This is a genomic window from Komagataeibacter rhaeticus (assembly GCF_003207855.1).
Taxonomy (GTDB): domain Bacteria; phylum Pseudomonadota; class Alphaproteobacteria; order Acetobacterales; family Acetobacteraceae; genus Komagataeibacter; species Komagataeibacter rhaeticus.
This window is the reverse complement of record NZ_NKTZ01000004.1, coordinates 276,465-295,584: the sequence shown is the minus strand read 5'-3', so window position 1 is coordinate 295,584 and position 19,120 is coordinate 276,465. Positions and strand designations below refer to the sequence as shown.

Annotated in this window: 15 protein-coding genes; 6 read left to right on the top strand and 9 right to left on the bottom strand. The window is 65.8% G+C overall.

All coding sequences use genetic code 11. From position 1 onward, the window contains the following. Positions 1-22 precede the first annotated feature (22 nt). The gene (locus tag CFR78_RS07005; RefSeq protein WP_084149699.1) at positions 23-1,978 is read right to left on the bottom strand and encodes a tetratricopeptide repeat protein; all 1,956 of its coding nucleotides are present in this window, start codon (positions 1,976-1,978) and stop codon (positions 23-25) included. 95 nt (positions 1,979-2,073) lie between these two features. Here CFR78_RS07005 and CFR78_RS07000 point away from each other — a divergent pair, with 95 nt between their 5' ends. The 6 genes from CFR78_RS07000 to CFR78_RS06975 all read left to right on the top strand — a co-directional run bounded on the left by CFR78_RS07000 (position 2,074) and on the right by CFR78_RS06975 (position 10,280). Next, positions 2,074-3,594 carry a carboxypeptidase M32 gene (locus tag CFR78_RS07000; protein ID WP_034931476.1) on the top strand — a complete coding sequence of 507 codons (1,521 nt, stop codon included), beginning with the start codon at positions 2,074-2,076 and terminating at the stop codon, positions 3,592-3,594. 241 nt (positions 3,595-3,835) lie between these two features. After that, positions 3,836-4,987, top strand: a complete 1,152-nt coding sequence (locus tag CFR78_RS06995) for an L-dopachrome tautomerase-related protein (RefSeq protein ID WP_034931475.1) — start codon at positions 3,836-3,838, stop codon at positions 4,985-4,987. A 77-nt stretch (positions 4,988-5,064) separates the two neighbouring features. Continuing rightward, on the top strand, positions 5,065-6,471 hold the full coding sequence (gene thrC / locus CFR78_RS06990) for a threonine synthase (RefSeq protein WP_110581057.1): 1,407 nt from the start codon (positions 5,065-5,067) through the stop codon (positions 6,469-6,471). A 77-nt stretch (positions 6,472-6,548) separates the two neighbouring features. Then, complete coding sequence (locus CFR78_RS06985) at positions 6,549-7,814, top strand: M16 family metallopeptidase (RefSeq protein WP_034931472.1); 1,266 nt, start codon at positions 6,549-6,551, stop codon at positions 7,812-7,814. Next, positions 7,811-9,151: a TldD/PmbA family protein gene (locus CFR78_RS06980; protein ID WP_034931470.1), complete on the top strand. Its 1,341-nt coding sequence runs from the start codon at positions 7,811-7,813 to the stop codon at positions 9,149-9,151. The genes CFR78_RS06985 and CFR78_RS06980 overlap by 4 nt, the downstream gene beginning before the upstream one ends. A 154-nt stretch (positions 9,152-9,305) precedes the next feature. After that, positions 9,306-10,280 (top strand): Tim44 domain-containing protein, encoded by a 975-nt coding sequence (locus CFR78_RS06975; RefSeq protein ID WP_034931468.1) that lies wholly within the window; start codon positions 9,306-9,308, stop codon positions 10,278-10,280. A 370-nt stretch (positions 10,281-10,650) separates the two neighbouring features. On the opposite strand, the gene CFR78_RS16230 is transcribed toward CFR78_RS06975, so the two are convergent. From CFR78_RS16230 to uvrB, 8 genes are all read right to left on the bottom strand, one after another. Continuing rightward, positions 10,651-10,800: a hypothetical protein gene (locus CFR78_RS16230; RefSeq protein WP_007399212.1), complete on the bottom strand. Its 150-nt coding sequence runs from the start codon at positions 10,798-10,800 to the stop codon at positions 10,651-10,653. Positions 10,801-10,835: 35 nt separating this feature from the next. Beyond that, positions 10,836-11,795 (bottom strand): heme o synthase, encoded by a 960-nt coding sequence (locus CFR78_RS06970; RefSeq protein ID WP_007399211.1) that lies wholly within the window; start codon positions 11,793-11,795, stop codon positions 10,836-10,838. Positions 11,796-11,797: 2 nt separating this feature from the next. After that, positions 11,798-13,162 carry a cbb3-type cytochrome c oxidase subunit I gene (locus CFR78_RS06965; RefSeq protein ID WP_240471348.1) on the bottom strand — a complete coding sequence of 455 codons (1,365 nt, stop codon included), beginning with the start codon at positions 13,160-13,162 and terminating at the stop codon, positions 11,798-11,800. 178 nt (positions 13,163-13,340) lie between these two features. Continuing rightward, a complete protein-coding gene (locus CFR78_RS06960) occupies positions 13,341-14,054 on the bottom strand; it encodes a class I SAM-dependent methyltransferase (protein WP_007399209.1) in 714 nt (237 codons plus the stop codon). A gap of 225 nt (positions 14,055-14,279) precedes the next feature. Further along, positions 14,280-15,290, bottom strand: a complete 1,011-nt coding sequence (gshB, locus tag CFR78_RS06955; protein ID WP_034929258.1) for a glutathione synthase — start codon at positions 15,288-15,290, stop codon at positions 14,280-14,282. A gap of 111 nt (positions 15,291-15,401) precedes the next feature. Then, positions 15,402-15,938, bottom strand: a complete 537-nt coding sequence (gene greB, locus CFR78_RS06950; protein ID WP_110581049.1) for a transcription elongation factor GreB — start codon at positions 15,936-15,938, stop codon at positions 15,402-15,404. After that, entirely contained in the window at positions 15,932-16,825 is an 894-nt protein-coding gene (locus CFR78_RS06945; protein ID WP_034929365.1) for an aldose 1-epimerase, read from the bottom strand. Before CFR78_RS06945 ends, greB begins: the two co-directional genes overlap by 7 nt. 43 nt (positions 16,826-16,868) lie before the next feature. After that, positions 16,869-19,112 (bottom strand): excinuclease ABC subunit UvrB, encoded by a 2,244-nt coding sequence (gene uvrB / locus CFR78_RS06940; protein ID WP_034929256.1) that lies wholly within the window; start codon positions 19,110-19,112, stop codon positions 16,869-16,871. Positions 19,113-19,120: the final 8 nt, after the last annotated feature.

The following is a 19,120-nucleotide window of genomic DNA, read 5'->3' as shown; positions in this document are numbered from 1 at the left end:
ATTTTTCATGAGCAGCCCGATTTCAGGACGGGCTGCAAGCAAAACGCAGCGCCGCGCACAGCCGCGCCACCACAGCCCCCCATGCCCGCGCGGGTGGGGCAAGCCGTGCCTGCCGGAACTGCCGCAGCGTGGGGTACCACTGGCTGGCTGGTGCATGGGCCGGTGATGGCACCCGGCCCGGCACACCGGCGTCTCCCGCTAGCGCGCAACCGGGCGCCTGCACATCAAATGCCGCCGACCAGCGCCAGTCCCCGCCAAATCGGCTGAGCAGCCAGACCGGACACCCCATGGCCCCCGCCAGGTGGGCGACAAGCGTATCCACGCTGATCACCAGATCCAGTGATGCAATAAGCCGCGCGGTATCCAGCAGGTCCGCATCTGGTGGCAGTTCATGCCGCACAAAAGGCAGGGACCCCGCCTGCGCATCCGCCGGGCACAGCGATATGAACGTCACCCCCGCCACATCCCCCAACGGGGCCATGTCCGCCACACTGGCCGAACGCCGTGCATCAAACCGGTAGGCTGCATTCCCCGCATGGCACAGGCCAACGCGCAGGGGGCCGGCACGCCCTTCTTCAGGGGGCTGCCAGCGCCCTTCACCCAGATAAGGGGCAAAGGCGGGCACGGCATGCATACGCAATAGGAAAGGCAGGCTGAACAGGTCGCATTGCGTGGCAATGTCCAATCCATCATATTCATCATGAGTGATAATTTCAATTCCATGATCACCCGCCTGATCCAGCGTGGCCGCCAGCCTGCCCATGACGGCGGGCACACGCAGCACGACCGGCACCCTGCATGCCGCAAGCGGCACGTAGCGCAGGAAGTTCACCCCATCCCCCAGCCCCTGCCCCATATGCACCAGCAGCCTGCGCCCTGCGGGCAATGCCCGCCCGTCCCACTGCGGCAGGCGGGTCGTGGCCGGATGCGGCGGCATGAACGCCAGCCGGGATTCCCAGAGCGCCCATCCCCGCGCCAGATCGCCCCGAGCCAGCAGGCCGACACCCAGATTGAAGCGGGTACGGGCCAGGGTATCGCCATCAGGGCCGGGTTCGCGCGCCAGCATGGCTTCATATCGGGCGCAGGCCGCGCGTACCGCGCCACCTTCAAACAGGCCGGTCGCGTGGTTGAGGGCAATCCGCGCATCATCGGGGGCAAGGCGCAGGGCCGCGCACAGGGCCGCATCGGCCCCCGCCATGTCACCCAGCGCCATAAGGGCAAGGCCGAGGTTATTGCAGCTTTCCGCCTCCGGCATCCGGGCAACCGCGCGACGGAGCAGGTCGGCCGCGTCACCCATCCGCCCGCGCGCGAAGACAAGTGCACCCAGAAGCGCGCAGGCGCGGGCATCCGCCGGGTGGCGGGCCACAATCATGCGCAGCACGGTCTCGGCCCCGGCCCTGTCATCATGGGCCAGCAGCATCTCGGCCAGTTCATGGGCCATGACGGCATCCCGCGGCGCAAGGTTCATGACATGGCGCATCTGGGCAATCGCCGCCGCCCGCCGCCCGCGCCGCCACAGAAAACCGGCATGCAGCCTGCGTACAGGCACGTTGCCGCGCCCCGCCAGCCGGGCCGCCTGTGCGAACGCCCGGGCTGCTTCCTGCACCGCGCCGGTGGCTTCCATTATCTCGGCACAGGCCAGATACGTGGGCACATGACCGGGCTGGCGCTGGCAGGCCAGCCGGATTACGGCACATGCGGCCTGCGGATGCCCCTGCACCAGCAGGGCACGGGCCAGCACTTCATGAAACGGACCCCGTGGGGCAACCTGCAACGCCCTGCCCGCAAGGCCGATGGCAAGATCCGCCCGCCCCGCCGCCAGCGCCACGCAGGCCAGCCCGTGCAGGGCATCGGGGTCGTCAGGCTGCATGGCCCTTATTGCGGCAAACTGGCTGCGCGCCGCCGTGACGTTCCCCGCATGCAGGGCGGCATGGCCCTGCACCAGCAGGTTCTGGCGGTCATATCCGGCATTCATCATCGCGTGGGTTCCCTTGCATGGCGTGGCTGGCTCCCGCACACTCGCCCTGTCGTTCATACGCGACGGAACGTTAAGAATTTCAGTCAGGACCCCGCATGAACATCCAGTCCGGCACCGCCAGCCAGCAGGCTTACGAGACATTGCGACAGCGCTTTGCCCGCATGGGCCACATCCGCAACGCGCTGGGCATTCTGGGCTGGGACAAGGACACCATGATGCCCACCGGCGCCAGCCACAGCCGGGCCGAAAGCATTGCGACCCTTGCCGTGCTCTCGCACGAACTCATGACCGCACCCGACATGGCCGCCCTGCTGGACCGGGCGGATGCGCCGGATGATGCCATGGCACGCGCCAACCTGCGTGAAATGCGCCGCCAGCATGCCCATGCCGCAGCCGTGCCGTCCGATCTGGTGGAAGCTGCCTCCCGCGCGGCCTCGCACTGCGAGATGGCCTGGCGCACCGCCCACCGGGACAGCGACTTTGCCGCCCTGCTGCCGGCGTTGCAGACCGTGCTGTCCCGCACGCGCGAAATCGCGGCCGCCAAGGCCGATGCCCTTGGCCTTTCCCCCTATGATGCCCTGCTGGACCAGTATGATCCGGGCACGCGGCAGGCCGATATCGACCCGGTCTTTGCCGAACTGTCCAGCGAACTGCCCGACCTGATCGCAACCGCGCTGGACCACCAGAAAGGCCAGGCCGCCCCCCTGCCCCTGCCCGGCCCGTTTGAAGTTCCCGCGCAGGAGAATCTGGGGCGCGACACCATGCGCGCCCTTGGCTTTGACATGGCGCGCGGGCGGCTGGATGTCAGCCTGCATCCCTTCTGCGGCGGAGCGGAGGATGATGTGCGCATCACCACCCGTTATGAGCGCGATGACTGTCTCAACGCGCTGATGGGCGTGGTGCATGAAACCGGGCATGCGCTGTACGAACAGGGCCTGCCCGGAGCCTGGCGCGCCCAGCCGGTGGGCGAGGCACGCGGCATGAGCCTGCATGAAAGCCAGTCCCTGCTCATGGAAATGCAGATCTGCCGCTCAAGGCCCTTCATGGACTGGATGGCGCCACGCCTGCGCGCGGCCTTTGGCGGCAGCGCGACCGATGCGGCCTGGACGCCCGAAAACCTGCATCGCCTTGTAACCCGCGTGCGCCCCGGCTTCATCCGCGTGGATGCGGATGAAGTGACCTATCCCGCCCATATCCTTGTGCGCTACGAGATGGAAACCGCGCTGATCGCGGGAAAGATGAAGCTGGCCGACCTGCCGGAAGCCTTCAATACCCGTATCCACGACCTGCTGGGGCTGAAAGTGCCCGAGGACCGGCTGGGCTGCCTGCAGGACATTCACTGGCCTTCGGGTTCATGGGGATATTTCCCCACCTATACGCTGGGCGCGATCCTTGCGGCCCAGTTGCGTGAGGCGGCGGAACGGGACACCCCCTCCATCATGCCCGCCATCGGCAATGGTGATTTCGCCCCCCTGCTGGACTGGCTGCGTCCACGCATCCATGCGCGCGGCAGTGGTGCCTCCACGGTGGAGATCGTGCGCGACGCCACGGGGGCGGTGCCCAATACCGGGCCATACCTGCGTCATTTGCGGCAACGGTACTGCGCGGAAGCGTAAAAGACTGCCTGAGCACACTATCATGATGAAAAATTGAAATTTCAGGGTGCCGCCTTTTCCAGTAAAGGCGGCATTCCCCGAAGCCTTTTGCAAAAAGCGTCACCAAAGCCCCCTTCATGACCGGCAGCATGCGGCACAGGCGTCCAGGCATGCCCCGTAACGGGCCACCGGCTGGCGGCAGGGCGGGCATGCCGCATCATCCCCTTGCCATTCGTCCCGGTTCGTGACGAGATATCGCGCGATGTACGCGAAATCCCTTCCCGCCCTCCGCCGCCTGCGCCATGTGGGCCTGCTCCTTGCCTGTGGCGCCAGCCTGCCGGGCATGCTGCCTGCCGCCCATGCCGCCAAACCGGCCCCCCCGCTCAACCCGCCCGCAGCGCTGGAGGACGTCGCCTCGTCCTCCACCAGCGCATGGGACCGCGTGGCCGTGCTGCCCGACGGGCGGCTTCTGGTCGAACTGCCGCGCTGGGCGGGCAATAATGGCCCGGCCCTTGCGGTGCTGGACGCCGGCGGCAACCCGCAGCCCTACCCCGATGCCACATGGAACGACCCCGCCGCCCCGCCCTCCTCGCGGTTCGTGGCGCCCTCTGACATGCAGCTCCAGCCCGATGGCACGCTGTGGGTGCTGGATAGCGGCCAGCCCGACCCGGCTGGCAGGCCGCTGGAAGGCGGCCCCAAGATCGTGAAGCTTGATACGCACGGCCAGCGTGTGTTGCAGACATGGCCACTCAACCCCGACATGCTGCGCCCGGGCAGCTACGCCGCCACCATGCGGGTGGCGCGCGGCCATGCCTTTGTGGGCGATGCCGGGATTCCGGCCATGATCGTGGTAAAGCTGGACACCAACACCCAGCGCCGCCTGATGGAACACACCCCGGCGCTGACCGCCCACCAGCCCATTACGGTGGACGGCAAGGTGGCCACCAACCCGGCGGGCCATACCGCCATTGTCAACATAAGCCAGATGGACATCAGTGCCGATGGACAGTGGCTGTATTTTGAACCCCTCTGCGGCCCGGTCTACAAGCTGGATACCGATCTCCTGGTTGACCCCAAGGTCACGCCCATCGAACTGGAGGAAGGCCCGACCCTGTGGTACAAGACACCCCCGCTGGGCGGGATTACCGCAGGCCCTGATGGCACGCTGTATTTCAATGACGTGTCCACCGGCAGCATCTTCCGGCTGATGCCCGACCGCGTTTACCAGAAAATCGTGACCGACCCGCGCCTGCACTGGCCCGGCGGCTCGTTTGCTACGAAGGACGGGCAGCTTTACGTGCCTGCCGCCCAGCTTGACCGCACGGCCCCGCTCAATGGCGGCGTGAACGCCATACAGTGGCCGGTGCATATCTACCGCATCAATACAGGTAGCCTGCCGCCGCCCAAATTCTGACACGCCACGCGGGGAATTGCGCATGCCGGCGCATGCGCCCCCTTCGCGCGCGCGGCGGTTGGGATTATGATGGTGCAATGCGCTATATTTCTACCCGGGGGAATGCCCCCGTCCGCGATTTTTCGTCCGTTCTGCTGGCGGGGCTGGCAGAGAACGGTGGCCTGTACCTGCCGGAAAGCTGGCCTGAATTCCCGGTCACCGAGTGGCGTGCCCTGCGCGACCTGCCCTACCCGGAACTTGCCGCCCGCATCATCGCCCCCTTTGCCGAAGGGTCGATCACGCATGACGTGCTGCTGGGGCTGTGCCGCGACGCCTACAGCCGATTCGACCACCCCGCCATCGTACCGCTGACACAGGTGGAGGACGGGCTGTTCGTGCAGGAACTGTTCCACGGCCCCACGCTGGCCTTCAAGGACATGGCCATGCAGCTGCTGGGCCGCCTGTTCGACCATGTGCTGACCGAACGCAACGAGAAGGTGACCATCGTGGGCGCCACTTCGGGCGATACGGGATCGGCCGCGATCGAAGCCTGTCGGGGGCGCGAGCGCCTGCAGGTCGTGATCCTGCACCCCGAGGGCCGCACATCGGAAGTCCAGCGCAGGCAGATGACCACGGTACTGGAACCCAACGTGACCAACCTGGCCGTGCAGGGCACGTTCGATGACTGCCAGGACCTGGTCAAGGCGATGTTCGCCGACCTGCCCTTCCGCACCGACATGCACCTCTCCGCGGTCAATTCCATCAACTGGGCGCGCATCGCAGCGCAGGTGCCCTATTACGTCTATGCCGCCCTTGCGCTGGGCGCGCCGGACCGGGAAGTGTCGTTTGCCGTGCCCACCGGCAATTTCGGCAACGTGCTGGCCGCATGGGTCGCCCGCCGCATGGGCCTGCCCATCCGCGCGCTGTGCGTGGGCTCCAACCGCAACGACATCCTCTCGCGCTTCCTTAACGAGAATGACATGAGCATCCACGGCGTGGTGCCCAGCCTGTCGCCCTCGATGGATATCCAGGTCTCCTCCAATTTCGAGCGCCTGCTGTTCGAACTGCTGGACCGCAACGCCACCGAATGCGCGCGCATCATGACCGACTTCCGCAAGACCGGGGTCATGAAGGTCTCCACCCCCGTATGGGACAGGGCCAATGCGCTGTTCCATGGCCTGTCGCTTGATGATGCGGCAACGGAGGCGGAAATCCGCACGCTCAACGCCCGCAGCCATTATCTGGCCGACCCGCACACGGCCATCGGCATCGCGGCGGGGCGCACCTTCCGTGAGGCCGGGATTCCCATGGTGGCCATGGCCACCGCGCATCCCGCCAAATTCCCCGATGCCATGGCGCAGGCAACCGGCATCCGCCCCGCCCTGCCCGCCGCGCTGGCCGACCTGTATGACCGGCCCGAGCGCTACAGCGTGGTGCCTGCCGATCTGGGCGTGATCGAGGACCGGGTGCGCGCCGCCGTTCTGGCCAATACGCCCACCGGCTGACCGCCCCTTTCCCATTTTTCAAGCAAACAAGGGGCGGCAGGGATGCAGTTGCGCATCCTGCCGCCCGCAGGACCAGCATGACCGACCTGATCAATGTGACCCGACTGGACTCCGGCCTGACCATCGTGACCGAACGGATGGACAGGGTGGAGACCGTCTCCCTCGGGGCGTATGTCGCCGCGGGCACCTGCAATGAAACCACGCCCGAAAACGGGGTCTCCCATTTTCTGGAGCATATGGCCTTCAAGGGCACCAGCACCCGCACCGCCGCAGGCATCGCGGAGGAAATCGAGAATGTGGGTGGCCACATCAACGCCTACACCGCGCGCGAGCACACGGCCTATTACGTCAAGCTGCTCAAGGAAAACCTTGATCTGGGCGCGGACATCATTGGCGATATCCTGACCCACAGCAGCCTGGCACCCGATGAGCTGGAGCGCGAGCGCGGCGTGATCCTGCAGGAAATCGGACAGGCCAACGACACGCCGGATGACATCGTGTTCGACCATTTCCAGGAAACCGCCTTCCCCGATCAGGCGATGGGCCGCCCCACGTTGGGCACCGAAGCCGGTATCCAGGGCATGTCGCGCGCGACGCTGGTCAACTACATGGGCACCCATTACACGGCTGGCAACACCATTATCGCGGCGGCGGGCAACCTTGAGCATGCCCGCGTGGTGGATCTGGTGCAGCGCCATTTCGCCGACCTGCCCACCGGCACCGTGCCGCCGCAGCCCGCCGTCAACTACGTGGGCGGGGCGTTCACGCGCGAACGCGACCTGGACCAGGCGCATATCGTGCTGGGCTTTCCCTCCATGCCCTATGGCGACGTGGATTATTACCCTGCCCTGCTGCTTTCCACCCTGCTGGGCGGGGGCATGTCCTCACGCCTGTTTCAGGAAATCCGTGAAAAACGCGGGCTGGTCTATTCGGTCTATTCCTTCAACGCGCCCTTCCGTCAGGGCGGGCTGTTCGGCATCTATGCCGGCACGGGCGAGGCACAGGTGGCCGACCTGGTACCCGTAACACTGGAGGAACTGCGCAAGGTGCGCCATACGGTCAACGCGGCCGAACTGGCGCGGGCGCGGGCACAGCTCAAGTCCTCGCTGCTCATGTCGCTGGAAAGCACGGGCAGCCGGTGCGAGCAGCTTGCCCGCCAGCTCCAGATCTTCGATCGCCTGATCCCGACAGCCGAGACCGTGCGGCGCATCGACGCCGTCACCATCGCGGACGTGCAGCGCGTCGCCACCCGCATCTTCAGCGGCCGGCCGACGCTGGCCTCGCTGGGGCCGGTCAGCCACGTCCCCTCGCTTGACAGCATTGCAGGAGCGCTGGCGGCATGAGTTCCGAACCGCTTGACCTGATCAGCACCCTGATCGCCCGCGCCCGCGCCGCCGGTGCCGATGCGGCGGACGCCATATACGTCAGCCGCACCGCCCATGGCGCGCAGGTGCGTAACGGCCGCACCGAGGACCTTGAACGCTCCGAGACATGCGACCTGGGGCTGCGGGTCTTCGTGGGCCAGCGCGCGGCCATTGTCTCGGCCACCGCCCTTGATCCCACGCGGTTCGACACGCTGGCCGAACGCGCCGTGGCCATGGCCCGCGTCGTGCCCGAGGACCGTTTTGCCGGGCTGTGCGACGCGGCGGAAAAGGGCTTTGCCGACGCCACCGGGCTGGACCTGTTCGACCCGGCAGCCCCCGGCACCGCCGATCTGGTCGACCGTGCCCGCGCGGCCGAGGACGCGGCGCTGTCGGTCGCGGGCATTTCCAACAGCAATGGCGCGTCCGCCAGCTTTGGCCTGTCGGACATCATCCTGATGACCTCGGCCGGCTTTTCCGGCCGTTATGCCCGCACCAGCCATTCCGTCTCGGCCAGCGCGGTTGCGGGCAGCGGCACGAAGATGGTGCGTGACTACGACTACCACTCCGCCGTCCACCTGTCCGATCTGGAGGACGCGGCCCTGATCGGCCGGAATGCGGGGGAACGCACGGTCGCCCGCCTCAACCCGGTACGCCCGCGCACCGGCCGGCTGCCCATCGTGCTGGACCCGCGTATCTCCACCAGCATGCTGGGCCATCTGTCGGGCGCGATCAACGGCATCGCCATCGCGCGCGGCACCTCTTTCCTCAAGGACAGGATGGGGGAGCGGATCATGCCCGCGGACGTCACCATCATCGATGACCCGCGCCGCGTGCGTGGTCCCGGTGCCCGTCCGTTTGATGGCGAAGGCATGCTGACCGCCACCCGCACGCTGGTCGAGGATGGCGTGCTGAAAACATGGGCGCTGGACTCCCGCTCCGCCCGGCAGCTCGGGCTTGCGCCCACAGGCTGCGCCAGCCGGGGCACGTCAGGGCCGCCCGCGCCGTCGCTGGGCAACATGCACATGCGGCCCGGCCGCCTGACGCCCGCCGAGCTGATGGCGGATATTGCGGAGGGCATCTACGTGACCGAACTGATGGGGTCCGCCATCAACGGCATTACCGGTGACTACAGCCGTGGCGCGGCGGGCTTCATGATCCGGGACGGCATACTGGCCGAGCCGGTGGCGGAACTGACGGTGGCGGGCAATCTCAATGACATGTTCGCCCGTCTGGTCCCGGCCAGTGACCTGGGCTTCCGCATGGCCACCAATGCCCCCACCATCCGCATTGATGACATGATGATTGCCGGGGCCTGATCGTTACCCTTTCCGTGATTTCATGTTTCTGCAGGCCCGTTGCCCCTGTTTTCGGGGCACGGGCCTGCTTATATCTGTAACAGGCGGCCCGATCCCACGCAGGCCGCACGGATAAAGATGGTTCCGACACAGGATTGCAGATACCCTGACCCAGATGAAAAAAGATCCTTCGCGCCTGATGCCGCGTAAAAGCATCGTCCTCGCCGCCAGCGCGGCCCTGACCATGCTGCCACTGCTGGCCCATCCGCATGATGCCGATGCCCGCGCAGGCGGCGGCATGTCCATGGGCAGCCGTGGTTCACGCACCTACAGCGCGCCGGCTCCCTCCCAGACCGCACCGATGGGGGCCATGCCCTTCCAGCGCACCATGACGCCACGCCAGCCCGATGCGGCCTATGGCGCACGGGCACCCTTTGGGGCCGGCGCGGCCAGCATGGCCATGGCCCGCCCCCGCCATCCGTTCATGAGCGGGTTCATGGGGGGGCTGATCGGTGCCGGGCTGTTTGGCATGGTGTTTGGCCATGGCATGTTCGGCTCGGGCATGGGGGGCAGTGGCTTCCTGGGCCTGCTGATCCAGCTGGCACTCGTATTCTTCATCGTGCGGTGGGCCATCCGCCGTTTCAGCGGCAGGGCAGCGGGGAACACCGTCAGCAGCCCGTTTTCCCCCGGTGCCGCCCCGGTTGGCGGGGGGAGCGCGCGTGGTGGCGGGCAGCCCGTGGGGGTGGCCATTACGGCGGCGGATTACCAGGCCTTCCAGCAGGCGCTGATCAATATCCAGACCGCATGGAGCCAGCAGAACGTGGCCGCCATGCAGCACATGGCCACGCCGGAAATGGTGTCCTACTTCAACAACCAGCTAAGCGAGCTGGCCAGCCGTGGCGCGCGCAACGTGGTGTCCGACATACGTTTCGAACGCGGCGATCTGGTGGAAAGCTGGCGTGAGAATGGCATGGATTACGCAACCGTGGCCATGCAGTATTCCATGATCGACATCACCACGGACATGACCGGCCGCGTAATTGACGGGGACCCGGCCAACCGCACCACCGTGGCCGAACTGTGGACTTTCGTCCGCGCGGCGGGTACGGGCACCTGGCTGCTTTCCGCCATCCAGCAGACGCGCCACTGACCGGCGGCGCCTGCCCCCGGACCGGAACAGGCCCGCATCACCCGATGCGGGCCTTTTTCATGACCGGACCACAGGCGCGGCCCGGCTGGCACCCATACCCATAATCCCGCGGCTGGCCAGGAAGCGCCCGGCAGGTCGGCTGGCCCATGAAAACAGGACCGGCATGCATCAATCTGCGGAATGGCAAAGCCGGGCAGCATGATCAGAAACCGGGCACCGTCGCGCCTGCGGACCGTTCCGGAAACCTGCCCATAAAAAAACGCTGTCTTTTTTAAAAAGACAGCGTTCTTTCGAAGCTTTTGCAAAAAGCTTCACCAAAAACTTCATTAATTTTAAAGCGTTATCATGAACTGACTTATCAAACGGTCTTTTACAGATGTGCCAGACTCAGCGCATACAGGATGACCGCCAGCGCCGAAAGCGCAAGGGCCACGCCCCGGATGCGCCCCGCATGGCGGCGCATCGCCTCCCGTGCTTCCATCTGTGGCGTAATCTGGCCCGGTGTTGGCACCTGATCCATCAGCTCGAACTCCCTATGGGTAAGAAATGGTCCCGTCAGTGGACGATAAAGGCATGATCGGCCAGCAGGCCACAGAACAGGAAAAACAGATAGGCCAGCGAATAACGGAACGACCGCCGCGCCGCCCCATCCCCTGTCAGGCTGACCCCGTTGGCATCCTGCCTGTCGCGCAGTACCTGAATGGCGCAGTAGATGAACCCCGCCCCCAGCACACTGGCAACACCCGTATAAAGCCAGCCCGCCAGGTGCAGAAAGGACGGCACAAGCGAGACGGCAGTCAAGATGATGGTGTACCACAGGATCTGCCAGCGGGTATGGCGCGCCCCCCTGACCACCGGCAGCATGGGGATGCCCGCCCGCCCGTAATCCTTGCACGCATAAAGCGAGAGGGACCAGAAATGCGGTGGCGTCCACAGGAAGATGATGCCGAACATCACCACCGGCATCACCGCCATGGAACCCGTGGCCGCAGCCCACCCGATCATGGGCGGGAAGGCGCCCGCGGCCCCACCGATCACGATGTTCTGCGGCGTGGAGCGTTTGAGCCACATCGTATAGATCACGGCATAGAAGAAGATGGAAAAGGCAAGGATGCCCGCCGCCAGCGCATTCGTTGCAAGCCACATCAGGATAACGGAGGCAACCGACAGGCCGATACCGTAACCCAGTGCGGCCTCCGGCCTGATCCGCCCGTCGGGGATGGGACGGGTCACGGTGCGCTTCATCACCGCATCGATATCACGGTCGTACCACATGTTGATGGCACCCGCCGCCCCCGACGCCATGCAGATGCACAGGATGCTGACCGCCGCCACCAGCGGGTTGAGCGGCCCCGGCGCCATGGCCAGTCCCGCCGCCCCCGTGAACACGACAAGCGAGATGACACGCGGCTTGAGCAGTGCCAGCCAGTCGCGCGCATCAGTACCGACACGGCTGGCATCATAGGTCAGGCCCGCGCCCTCAGGCGCACCGGGCAGTGTGGCGGAACCGCTCATGCTCATGCATCCCCACGGGCGGGCGTGTGCGCCTGCCATTCCGGCGTACGGGCGCCGGGGCCCCAGTAATTATCCGGCAGGGCTTCGGCCGGCCGCAGCCCCGCCCGCACCACGATACCGGCAAACACCAGCACCGACAGGCCCATAAGCACCGCCCCCAGCACGCCAGCCATGCCATGGAACGCCAGCAGCGACAACACCGTGCCACCAGCCGTCAGGCCAAAATGCACGCGGCTGGCACCAGCAGGGGCAACATGCCCCACCATCTTGCCAATCCAGTAATAGAAGCCGGCAAACAGCGCGAAGACCGCGGCATAGAGCGTGGCCGCATGCACATCCGCCATGCCACCGGGCAGCAGCGACATGACCGACCCCGCAAGCAGGAGCGCCACGAACCCCGCCGCCCATTCCATCGGAACCGACGCCCGGACCCGCCCCATGCGCACCGTCCGCCCCCAGGCCACCAGAACGGCCAGTACCGGCAGCACGATCAGGCCAAGCTGCACCATGGCGGCTGGGGCCTGCATGTGCTCCAGCCCGCCATGCAGCAGGTCATGAACCCACACCGATGCGCCGCCGACGGACATGACGGTCAGTGCCCCCAGCACCACGCGGGGCATCTGCAGCGGAACATTGGAAAATGTCTCGACAACCTGTGACACGATCCCGATGGAAGGCAGCAGCAGCAGGGCGATCTCGGGGCCGGCAAAGACATGCAGCAGCGTGTCGATCCGCGCGCCCATATCGCCCCCCGCCAGCATGATGCGCGTCAGCCCGCCCGCCAGCACCGGCATGACCATGACAGCCATCATCGCCGTAAGGCCCTGTGCCCATACGAACATGGGCAGGTCACGCAGGCGCTGGCCCATCGGTCCCATGTTCAGGATCGTGGCCACCATGTTGATGGCCTGCAGCAGCATGCCCAGACACCAGGCAATCAGGGCCAGTACCGAAACCTGGGGCGCCACGGCGGGCGACAGGCCCGCCAGCACCGCGACAAAACCCGCCGCCACAAGTACCCAGCCCGCAAGCGCCATGCGCGGGAAGGCCAGCGCGCGGGCCCGCAGCAGAAGCGGCACGAACCAGTTGCCGAACCCGCCACACAACGCCGGCAGCGCACAGAAGAACACCATCATCATGCCATGACGGCGGGCGATACGGTCCGCCGCCCCCGCCGCATCACCGCCCGCCCATGCGTCCAGCAGCCCCTGTGGCAGCAGGCCGGCCTGCAGGCCCACGGCAAGCAGGCCACCCGCCAGGCCCGCCACGATCGCCATGACGAGGTACAGCATGCCGACCGTCCTGTAGCTACAGGACGTGGCTGCCCCCCGCGCGGCATCTGCCCCGAACTGTGTGCCTGTGGGCATACGATGTACTCCCTGCTGCCATGCACCGCATCCCGGCATGGCCAATCGTTACCATGATTTCATCATATACCCCGACCGGTACGCAAAAACGACCCTGCAGGCCGCTCCGGCAGTCGCGCAGATGTCATTTCAGCCCTGCCACAGGGGCAGGGCTCCCGGTCCGGGGCAATCGTCGCGCTCAGGCCACCATGGGGCTGGCGGAGGTACCGGCTTCCCGCTCCAGCGTGACAAGCGTGAACAGGCCCGCCGGCGGCACCGGCTGGAGCGTCGCGCGGCGCAGGTCGGCTGGCGGCAGCAGGGATTCAATGGCAAAATCCGGATGCCAGCCCAGCGAATGCGAAGCCCGCGCCATGCCGCGCTCCACCGCCAGCCGCACGCCGCCCTGCGCCAGGAAGTGGTTGACGAACAGGATATGCCCGCCCGGCCTGACCACACGCTTGAGTTCGGCCAGAAGGGCGCGCGGATGCGGCACGACGGAGGCCACGAACATCGCCACCGCGATGTCAAAGGCACCGTCCTCGAACTGGGTGGCCTCGGCATCCATTTCCAGCAGCCTGTCCACATTGGCCAGCTTCAGGCGGCGTACGCGCTGGCGCGCGCGGTCCAGCATGTCCCCCGACAGGTCGATGCCGGTAATATGCTTGTCGGCATGGTAATAGGGCAGCGCCAGCCCGGTGCCCACACCCACTTCCAGCACCCTGCGGCCCGGGAGCGCGTTCACCGCTTCCACCGCGCGCCTGCGCCCGAAGGCCGAAACACTGCCGAACAGCGCATCGTACACACCGGCCCAGCGGCGGTAGGCGGCCTTGACCGCAGCCGCGTCCATGGCGGATTTGGGAGAGGGAATTTCCACCACCTTCTCGGCGGTCTCATCATGCAGGACGTCGCTCATCAGGCCGCTCCCATGCCCTGGTCATGGAAGATGGCACACCCGGCCCGCTTTCGTGCTGCATCCGCCATGATCAAATCCGTCCCGTTCTGCTGCATTGCAATTCCACCTGACATGCCCGCGCGCCAACCGGCCCGCACAACCGCCTGTAATCCATACCTGATGCCATGCCACATGGCATGGCCATCACGACCACCGTGCCTGCCATGAACACCATCGCCCATGCCCTTAGGCGCCCACGGTCCCGGCCGCCAGACGGGCCTCGATCGCGTCCCATATCAGGCCTGCCGTATTGATCCCGTCAAAACGGTCGATTTCCTGCAGGCCGGTGGGCGAGGTGACATTGATCTCGGTCAACCATTCACCGATCACATCAATTCCCACAAAAATAAGCCCCGCATCACGCAGCATGGGGCCGATGGTGTCACAGATCTCGCGGTCACGCGCGGTCAGTTCCGCGCGGACGGGCCTGCCACCCACATGCATGTTGGAGCGTGTCTCCCCTTCCGCCGGGATGCGGTCGATCGCGCCGACGGGCCGGCCATCGACCAGGATGATCCGCTTGTCCCCCCTGCGTACGGCGGGTTCGTAGCGCTGGATCATCAGCGGTTCGCGCGAGCGGGCGAAATGCATTTCCAGCAGGGCGTTGAGGTTGGGGTCATCCTCGCGGATGCGGAACACGCCCGCCCCCCCGTTGCCGAACAGGGGCTTGACGATGATGTCCCGCCACTTCGCCCGGAATTCCAGTATTGCCTTCACATCCCATGTCACCAGTGTTGGCGGCATCAGGTCGGGATAGTGCGTGACCAGTATCTTTTCGGGCGCGTTGCGCACGGCGGCGGGATTGTTGACCACCAGCGCCCGGTCCGGTCCCACACCATGGATATGTTCCAGGATATGGGTGGCGGTGATGTAGGCCATGTCGAATGGCGGGTCCTGGCGCATCAGCACCACGTCCATGCCGGCCAGGTCAATCACCTGCTCGGCCCCGGCCGTGGCGTGATCCCCCGCCTTGCGCCGCACCGTGACCGGACGGGCGCGGGCCGTCACGCGGTCGGTACGCTGCCGGCCATGGGGGGCCGTGCGGCCCTCGCTCAGGCTCAGTGCCTCGACCTGGTAGACGAACAGTTCATACCCCCGGGCCTGTGCCTCCAGCATCATGGCAAAGGTTGAATCGCCATTGATGTCGATACCACCAAGCGGGTCCATCTGGACGGCAACCTTCAGGGGGCGTGACATGTAAGTGTTTTCTCCACACGGGACGGAACCGGCTCCAGCCGACAGTCACGGACTGAAACTGTCCGCGACAAATGTCATAATATGCCTTGGGCCGCACTGCCAGCCCCCTTGTTACGGCGCGGGCGGATAGGAAATGGCCAGAACCTCTATCATCTCCTCGCCACGCGGGGTGGCAAGCCGGACCTCGTCGCCCACGGCCGCGCGCATCAGCGCACGCGCCACGGGCGAGACAAGGCTGATCTGCCCCGCCGCCATGTCGGCCTCGTCCACGCCAAGGATGGTAACCGTCCGTTCCTCGTCGCGTTCCGTAACATAGGTCACGGTCGCGCCAAAAAACACCCGCCCGCGCTGGGGCTGGGCCGCCGGATCGACAACAACGGCGTTATCTATACGCTTGGTCAGGAAGCGGATGCGGCGGTCGATCTCGCGCAGGCGCCGCTTGCCGTACTGGTAATCCCCGTTTTCGGAACGGTCGCCATTGCCTGCCGCCCAGGAAACGATCTCGACAATCTTCGGCCGTTCATCGCGCAGCAGGACATTCAGCTCGGCGCGCATCACGGCGATTCCCGCCGGTGTGACATAACATGACAGGCTGGTGGAACCGGGCTTGCCATCCTTCGGGCCGGACGGCGCGCGGCCGTTCAGCATCGGGCCACCGTCATGCGGATATGGCCTTCCATCTTCTGGCCGGGGGCCAGTACGCGCATGCCGGCATCGGCTATACCGGGACGGTTGAGGCCATCATTCATGTTACTGACCGGCTCCAGCCCGATATAGGGATGCGCGGGGGGTGTGAACAGGACCAGATGGCGCAGTTCGGGGCTGGCTTCCACCGTCAGCGCATAGCCCCTGCGGGGCCAGCGCAGGAAGGCACTGCCGGACCACCCGCCATAGCAGTTGTCAATGGCGGCCTGCCCCACATCGCGCATATGGGCGAACGACCACGGCCCTTCCGCCGGAATGCGCAGGGCAGGCATGTGGTCTGGCCCGTTCGTCCAGACACTGCTGGCGGCAAAACCCAGTTTCAGACCGTCATGACGGGGAAAATAGGGATGGAACCCCATGCCCACGGGCTGGTCGCGGGTATCGGTGTTCTCCAGCAGGAGACCGATGGAAAGACCTGCTTCCCGCAGGTCATAGCGCAGCTGCGCGCGATAGCTGAACGGCCACTGGGGCGCGAGTTCGCGCGTGGCCGTGTGCTCCAGCGTCAGGGTGGCGCTGCTGTCCGACAGCATGTCGATTCGCCACCGCCGCTGCCACCCGTTGCCGTGGATGGCACAGTTCTCGCCGGCAAAACTGGGGGCAAGGTGGTAGTCCACTCCCTCAAAACGGAAATGGTCGCCTGCCACACGATTGGAAAACGGCACAAGCGGGTAACCCGCCACCGCCCGGCCATGCTGGGCCACAAGGTGGGGGTCGGTTACGGGGCGCAGGAATTCCATATCCCCGCTCCGCCAGTATGCGATGCTCCCCCCCACGTCGGGCAGCAGCCCCAGGGCCGTCTCCCCCGCGTACAGTTCCAGCGTGGAGGAGATGCCACGCTCATGCTGGCCCGCACAGGGTGCGGGTGTCGCCCTGTCATCCACGCCGCCTGCCCCTGCCCTTTGCCTGTTGCGGATCATACCCGCCGCCCCCCGGCCCCAGCGGCACCGGGCCACGGTTGCGCCGTGCGATCGCCTTGGGGCTGGTGCCCGGCCTGCCCGCGCTGGACTGCGGCAGCGGCGGTGGCTCAATACCCAGTTCCAGGGCTTCCAGCCTGCGGATCTCGTCACGCAGGTGGGCCGCGGTCTCGAATTCCAGTTCCGCCGAGGCCGCGCGCATCTTCTTTTCCAGTTCGGCAATGGCGGCCTTGTAATCCTTGCCCACCATTTCCTGCACGCTGCCATCGGCCGTGGGGGACACGGTCACGTAATCCTGCTCGAAGACCGAGGAGATGGCCTCCCCGATATGCTTGCGCACGGACTGGGGTGTTATGCCGTGCTCCTCGTTCCACAGGTTCTGCTTTTCACGTCGGCGCGCGGTTTCCTCGATGGCATAGGCAAGGCTGTCGGTCATCCTGTCGGCATAGAGCAGCACGCGCCCGTCCACGTTACGCGCGGCACGGCCTATGGTCTGGATGAGTGAGGTGCGCGAACGCAGGAAGCCTTCCTTGTCGGCATCAAGAATGGCCACCAGCGAGCATTCGGGAATATCCAGCCCCTCCCGCAGCAGGTTGATGCCGATCAGCACGTCAAACGCGCCCAGCCGCAGGTCACGGATGATCTCGATACGCTCCAGCGTGTCCACATCCGAATGCAGATAACGCACGCGGATGCCTGCCTCGTTCATGTATTCCGTCAGGTCTTCCGCCATGCGCTTGGTCAGGGTGGTGACCAGCACGCGCCCGCCATCGGCAATGGTCTGGCGGCATTCGGCCAGCAGGTCGTCCACCTGGTGCTCCACGGGGCGGACGATGGTGACCGGGTCGATCAGGCCGGTGGGGCGGATCACCTGTTCGGCAAACACGCCTTCCGTCCGGCGCATTTCCCACGGGCCGGGGGTGGCGCTGACGAACACGGTCTGCGGGCGGTACGAATCCCATTCGGCAAAGGTGAGCGGGCGGTTGTCCAGGCATGATGGCAGGCGGAAGCCGAATTCCGCCAGCACCGACTTGCGGGCGTGGTCGCCGCGCTCCATGCCGCCAATCTGGGGCACGGTCACATGGCTTTCATCCACGATCAGCAGCGCGTCCTCGGGCAGGTATTCAAACAGGGTGGGCGGCGGCTCCCCCGGGGCGCGGCCCGACAGGTAGCGCGAATAGTTCTCGATCCCCTTGCACACGCCTGTCGTCTCGATCATTTCAAGGTCGAAGGTCGTACGCTGCTGCAGGCGCTCGGCCTCCAGCAGCTTGCCTTCCTCACTGAAGCGGGCCAGCGTCTCGCGCAGTTCCTGCTTTATGCCCATCATCGCCTGCGTCAGCGTGGGGCGTGGGGTGACGTAATGGCTGTTGGCATAGATGCTGATGGATTCGAGATCGCCAGTCTTCTCGCCCGTCAGCGGGTCGAATTCGCTGATCTCGTCAATCTCATCGCCGAACAGGCTGATGCGCCAGGCCCGGTCCTCGTTCTGGACGGGAAAGACATCGATCGTCTCGCCCCGCACGCGGAAGGTGCCGCGCTGGAAGGCGGCATCGTTACGACGGTACTGTAGTTCAACCAGCCCCCTGATCAGCTTGTCGCGGTCAATCTCGCCGCCAACTTCCAGCTTGACCACCATGCGCGAATAGGTCTCGACCGAGCCGATACCGTAAATGCACGAGACCGAGGCCACGATGATCACATCGTTACGCTCCAGCAGCGCCTGTGTGGCGGCGTGGCGCATGCGGTCGATCTGCTCGTTTATCTGGCTGTCTTTTTCGATATACGTATCCGACCGGGGCACATAGGCTTCGGGCTGGTAGTAATCGTAGTAACTGACAAAATACTCCACCGCGTTATCGGGGAAGAACTGCTTCATCTCCGCATAAAGCTGGGCGGCAAGTGTCTTGTTGGGGGCCAGCACCAGGGTCGGCTTCTGCGTCGCCTCGATGATCTTGGCCATGGTGAAGGTCTTGCCCGACCCGGTCACACCCAGAAGTACCTGGTCCCGCTCGCCCCCCTCCACGCCGCTGACCAGTTCGGCAATGGCCGTGGGCTGGTCGCCTGCGGGTTCGTAAGGGGAATGGACCCGGAACCTGTTGACCTTGGGCTTTGCCGCCTGCCGCTCCGGCTGGAACAGGACAGGCATGTCCGCCGGGTCGATGTCGGTCGTTTTCTTTTTCCTGCTACGCGATGCTGTTGCCATGACTAGAC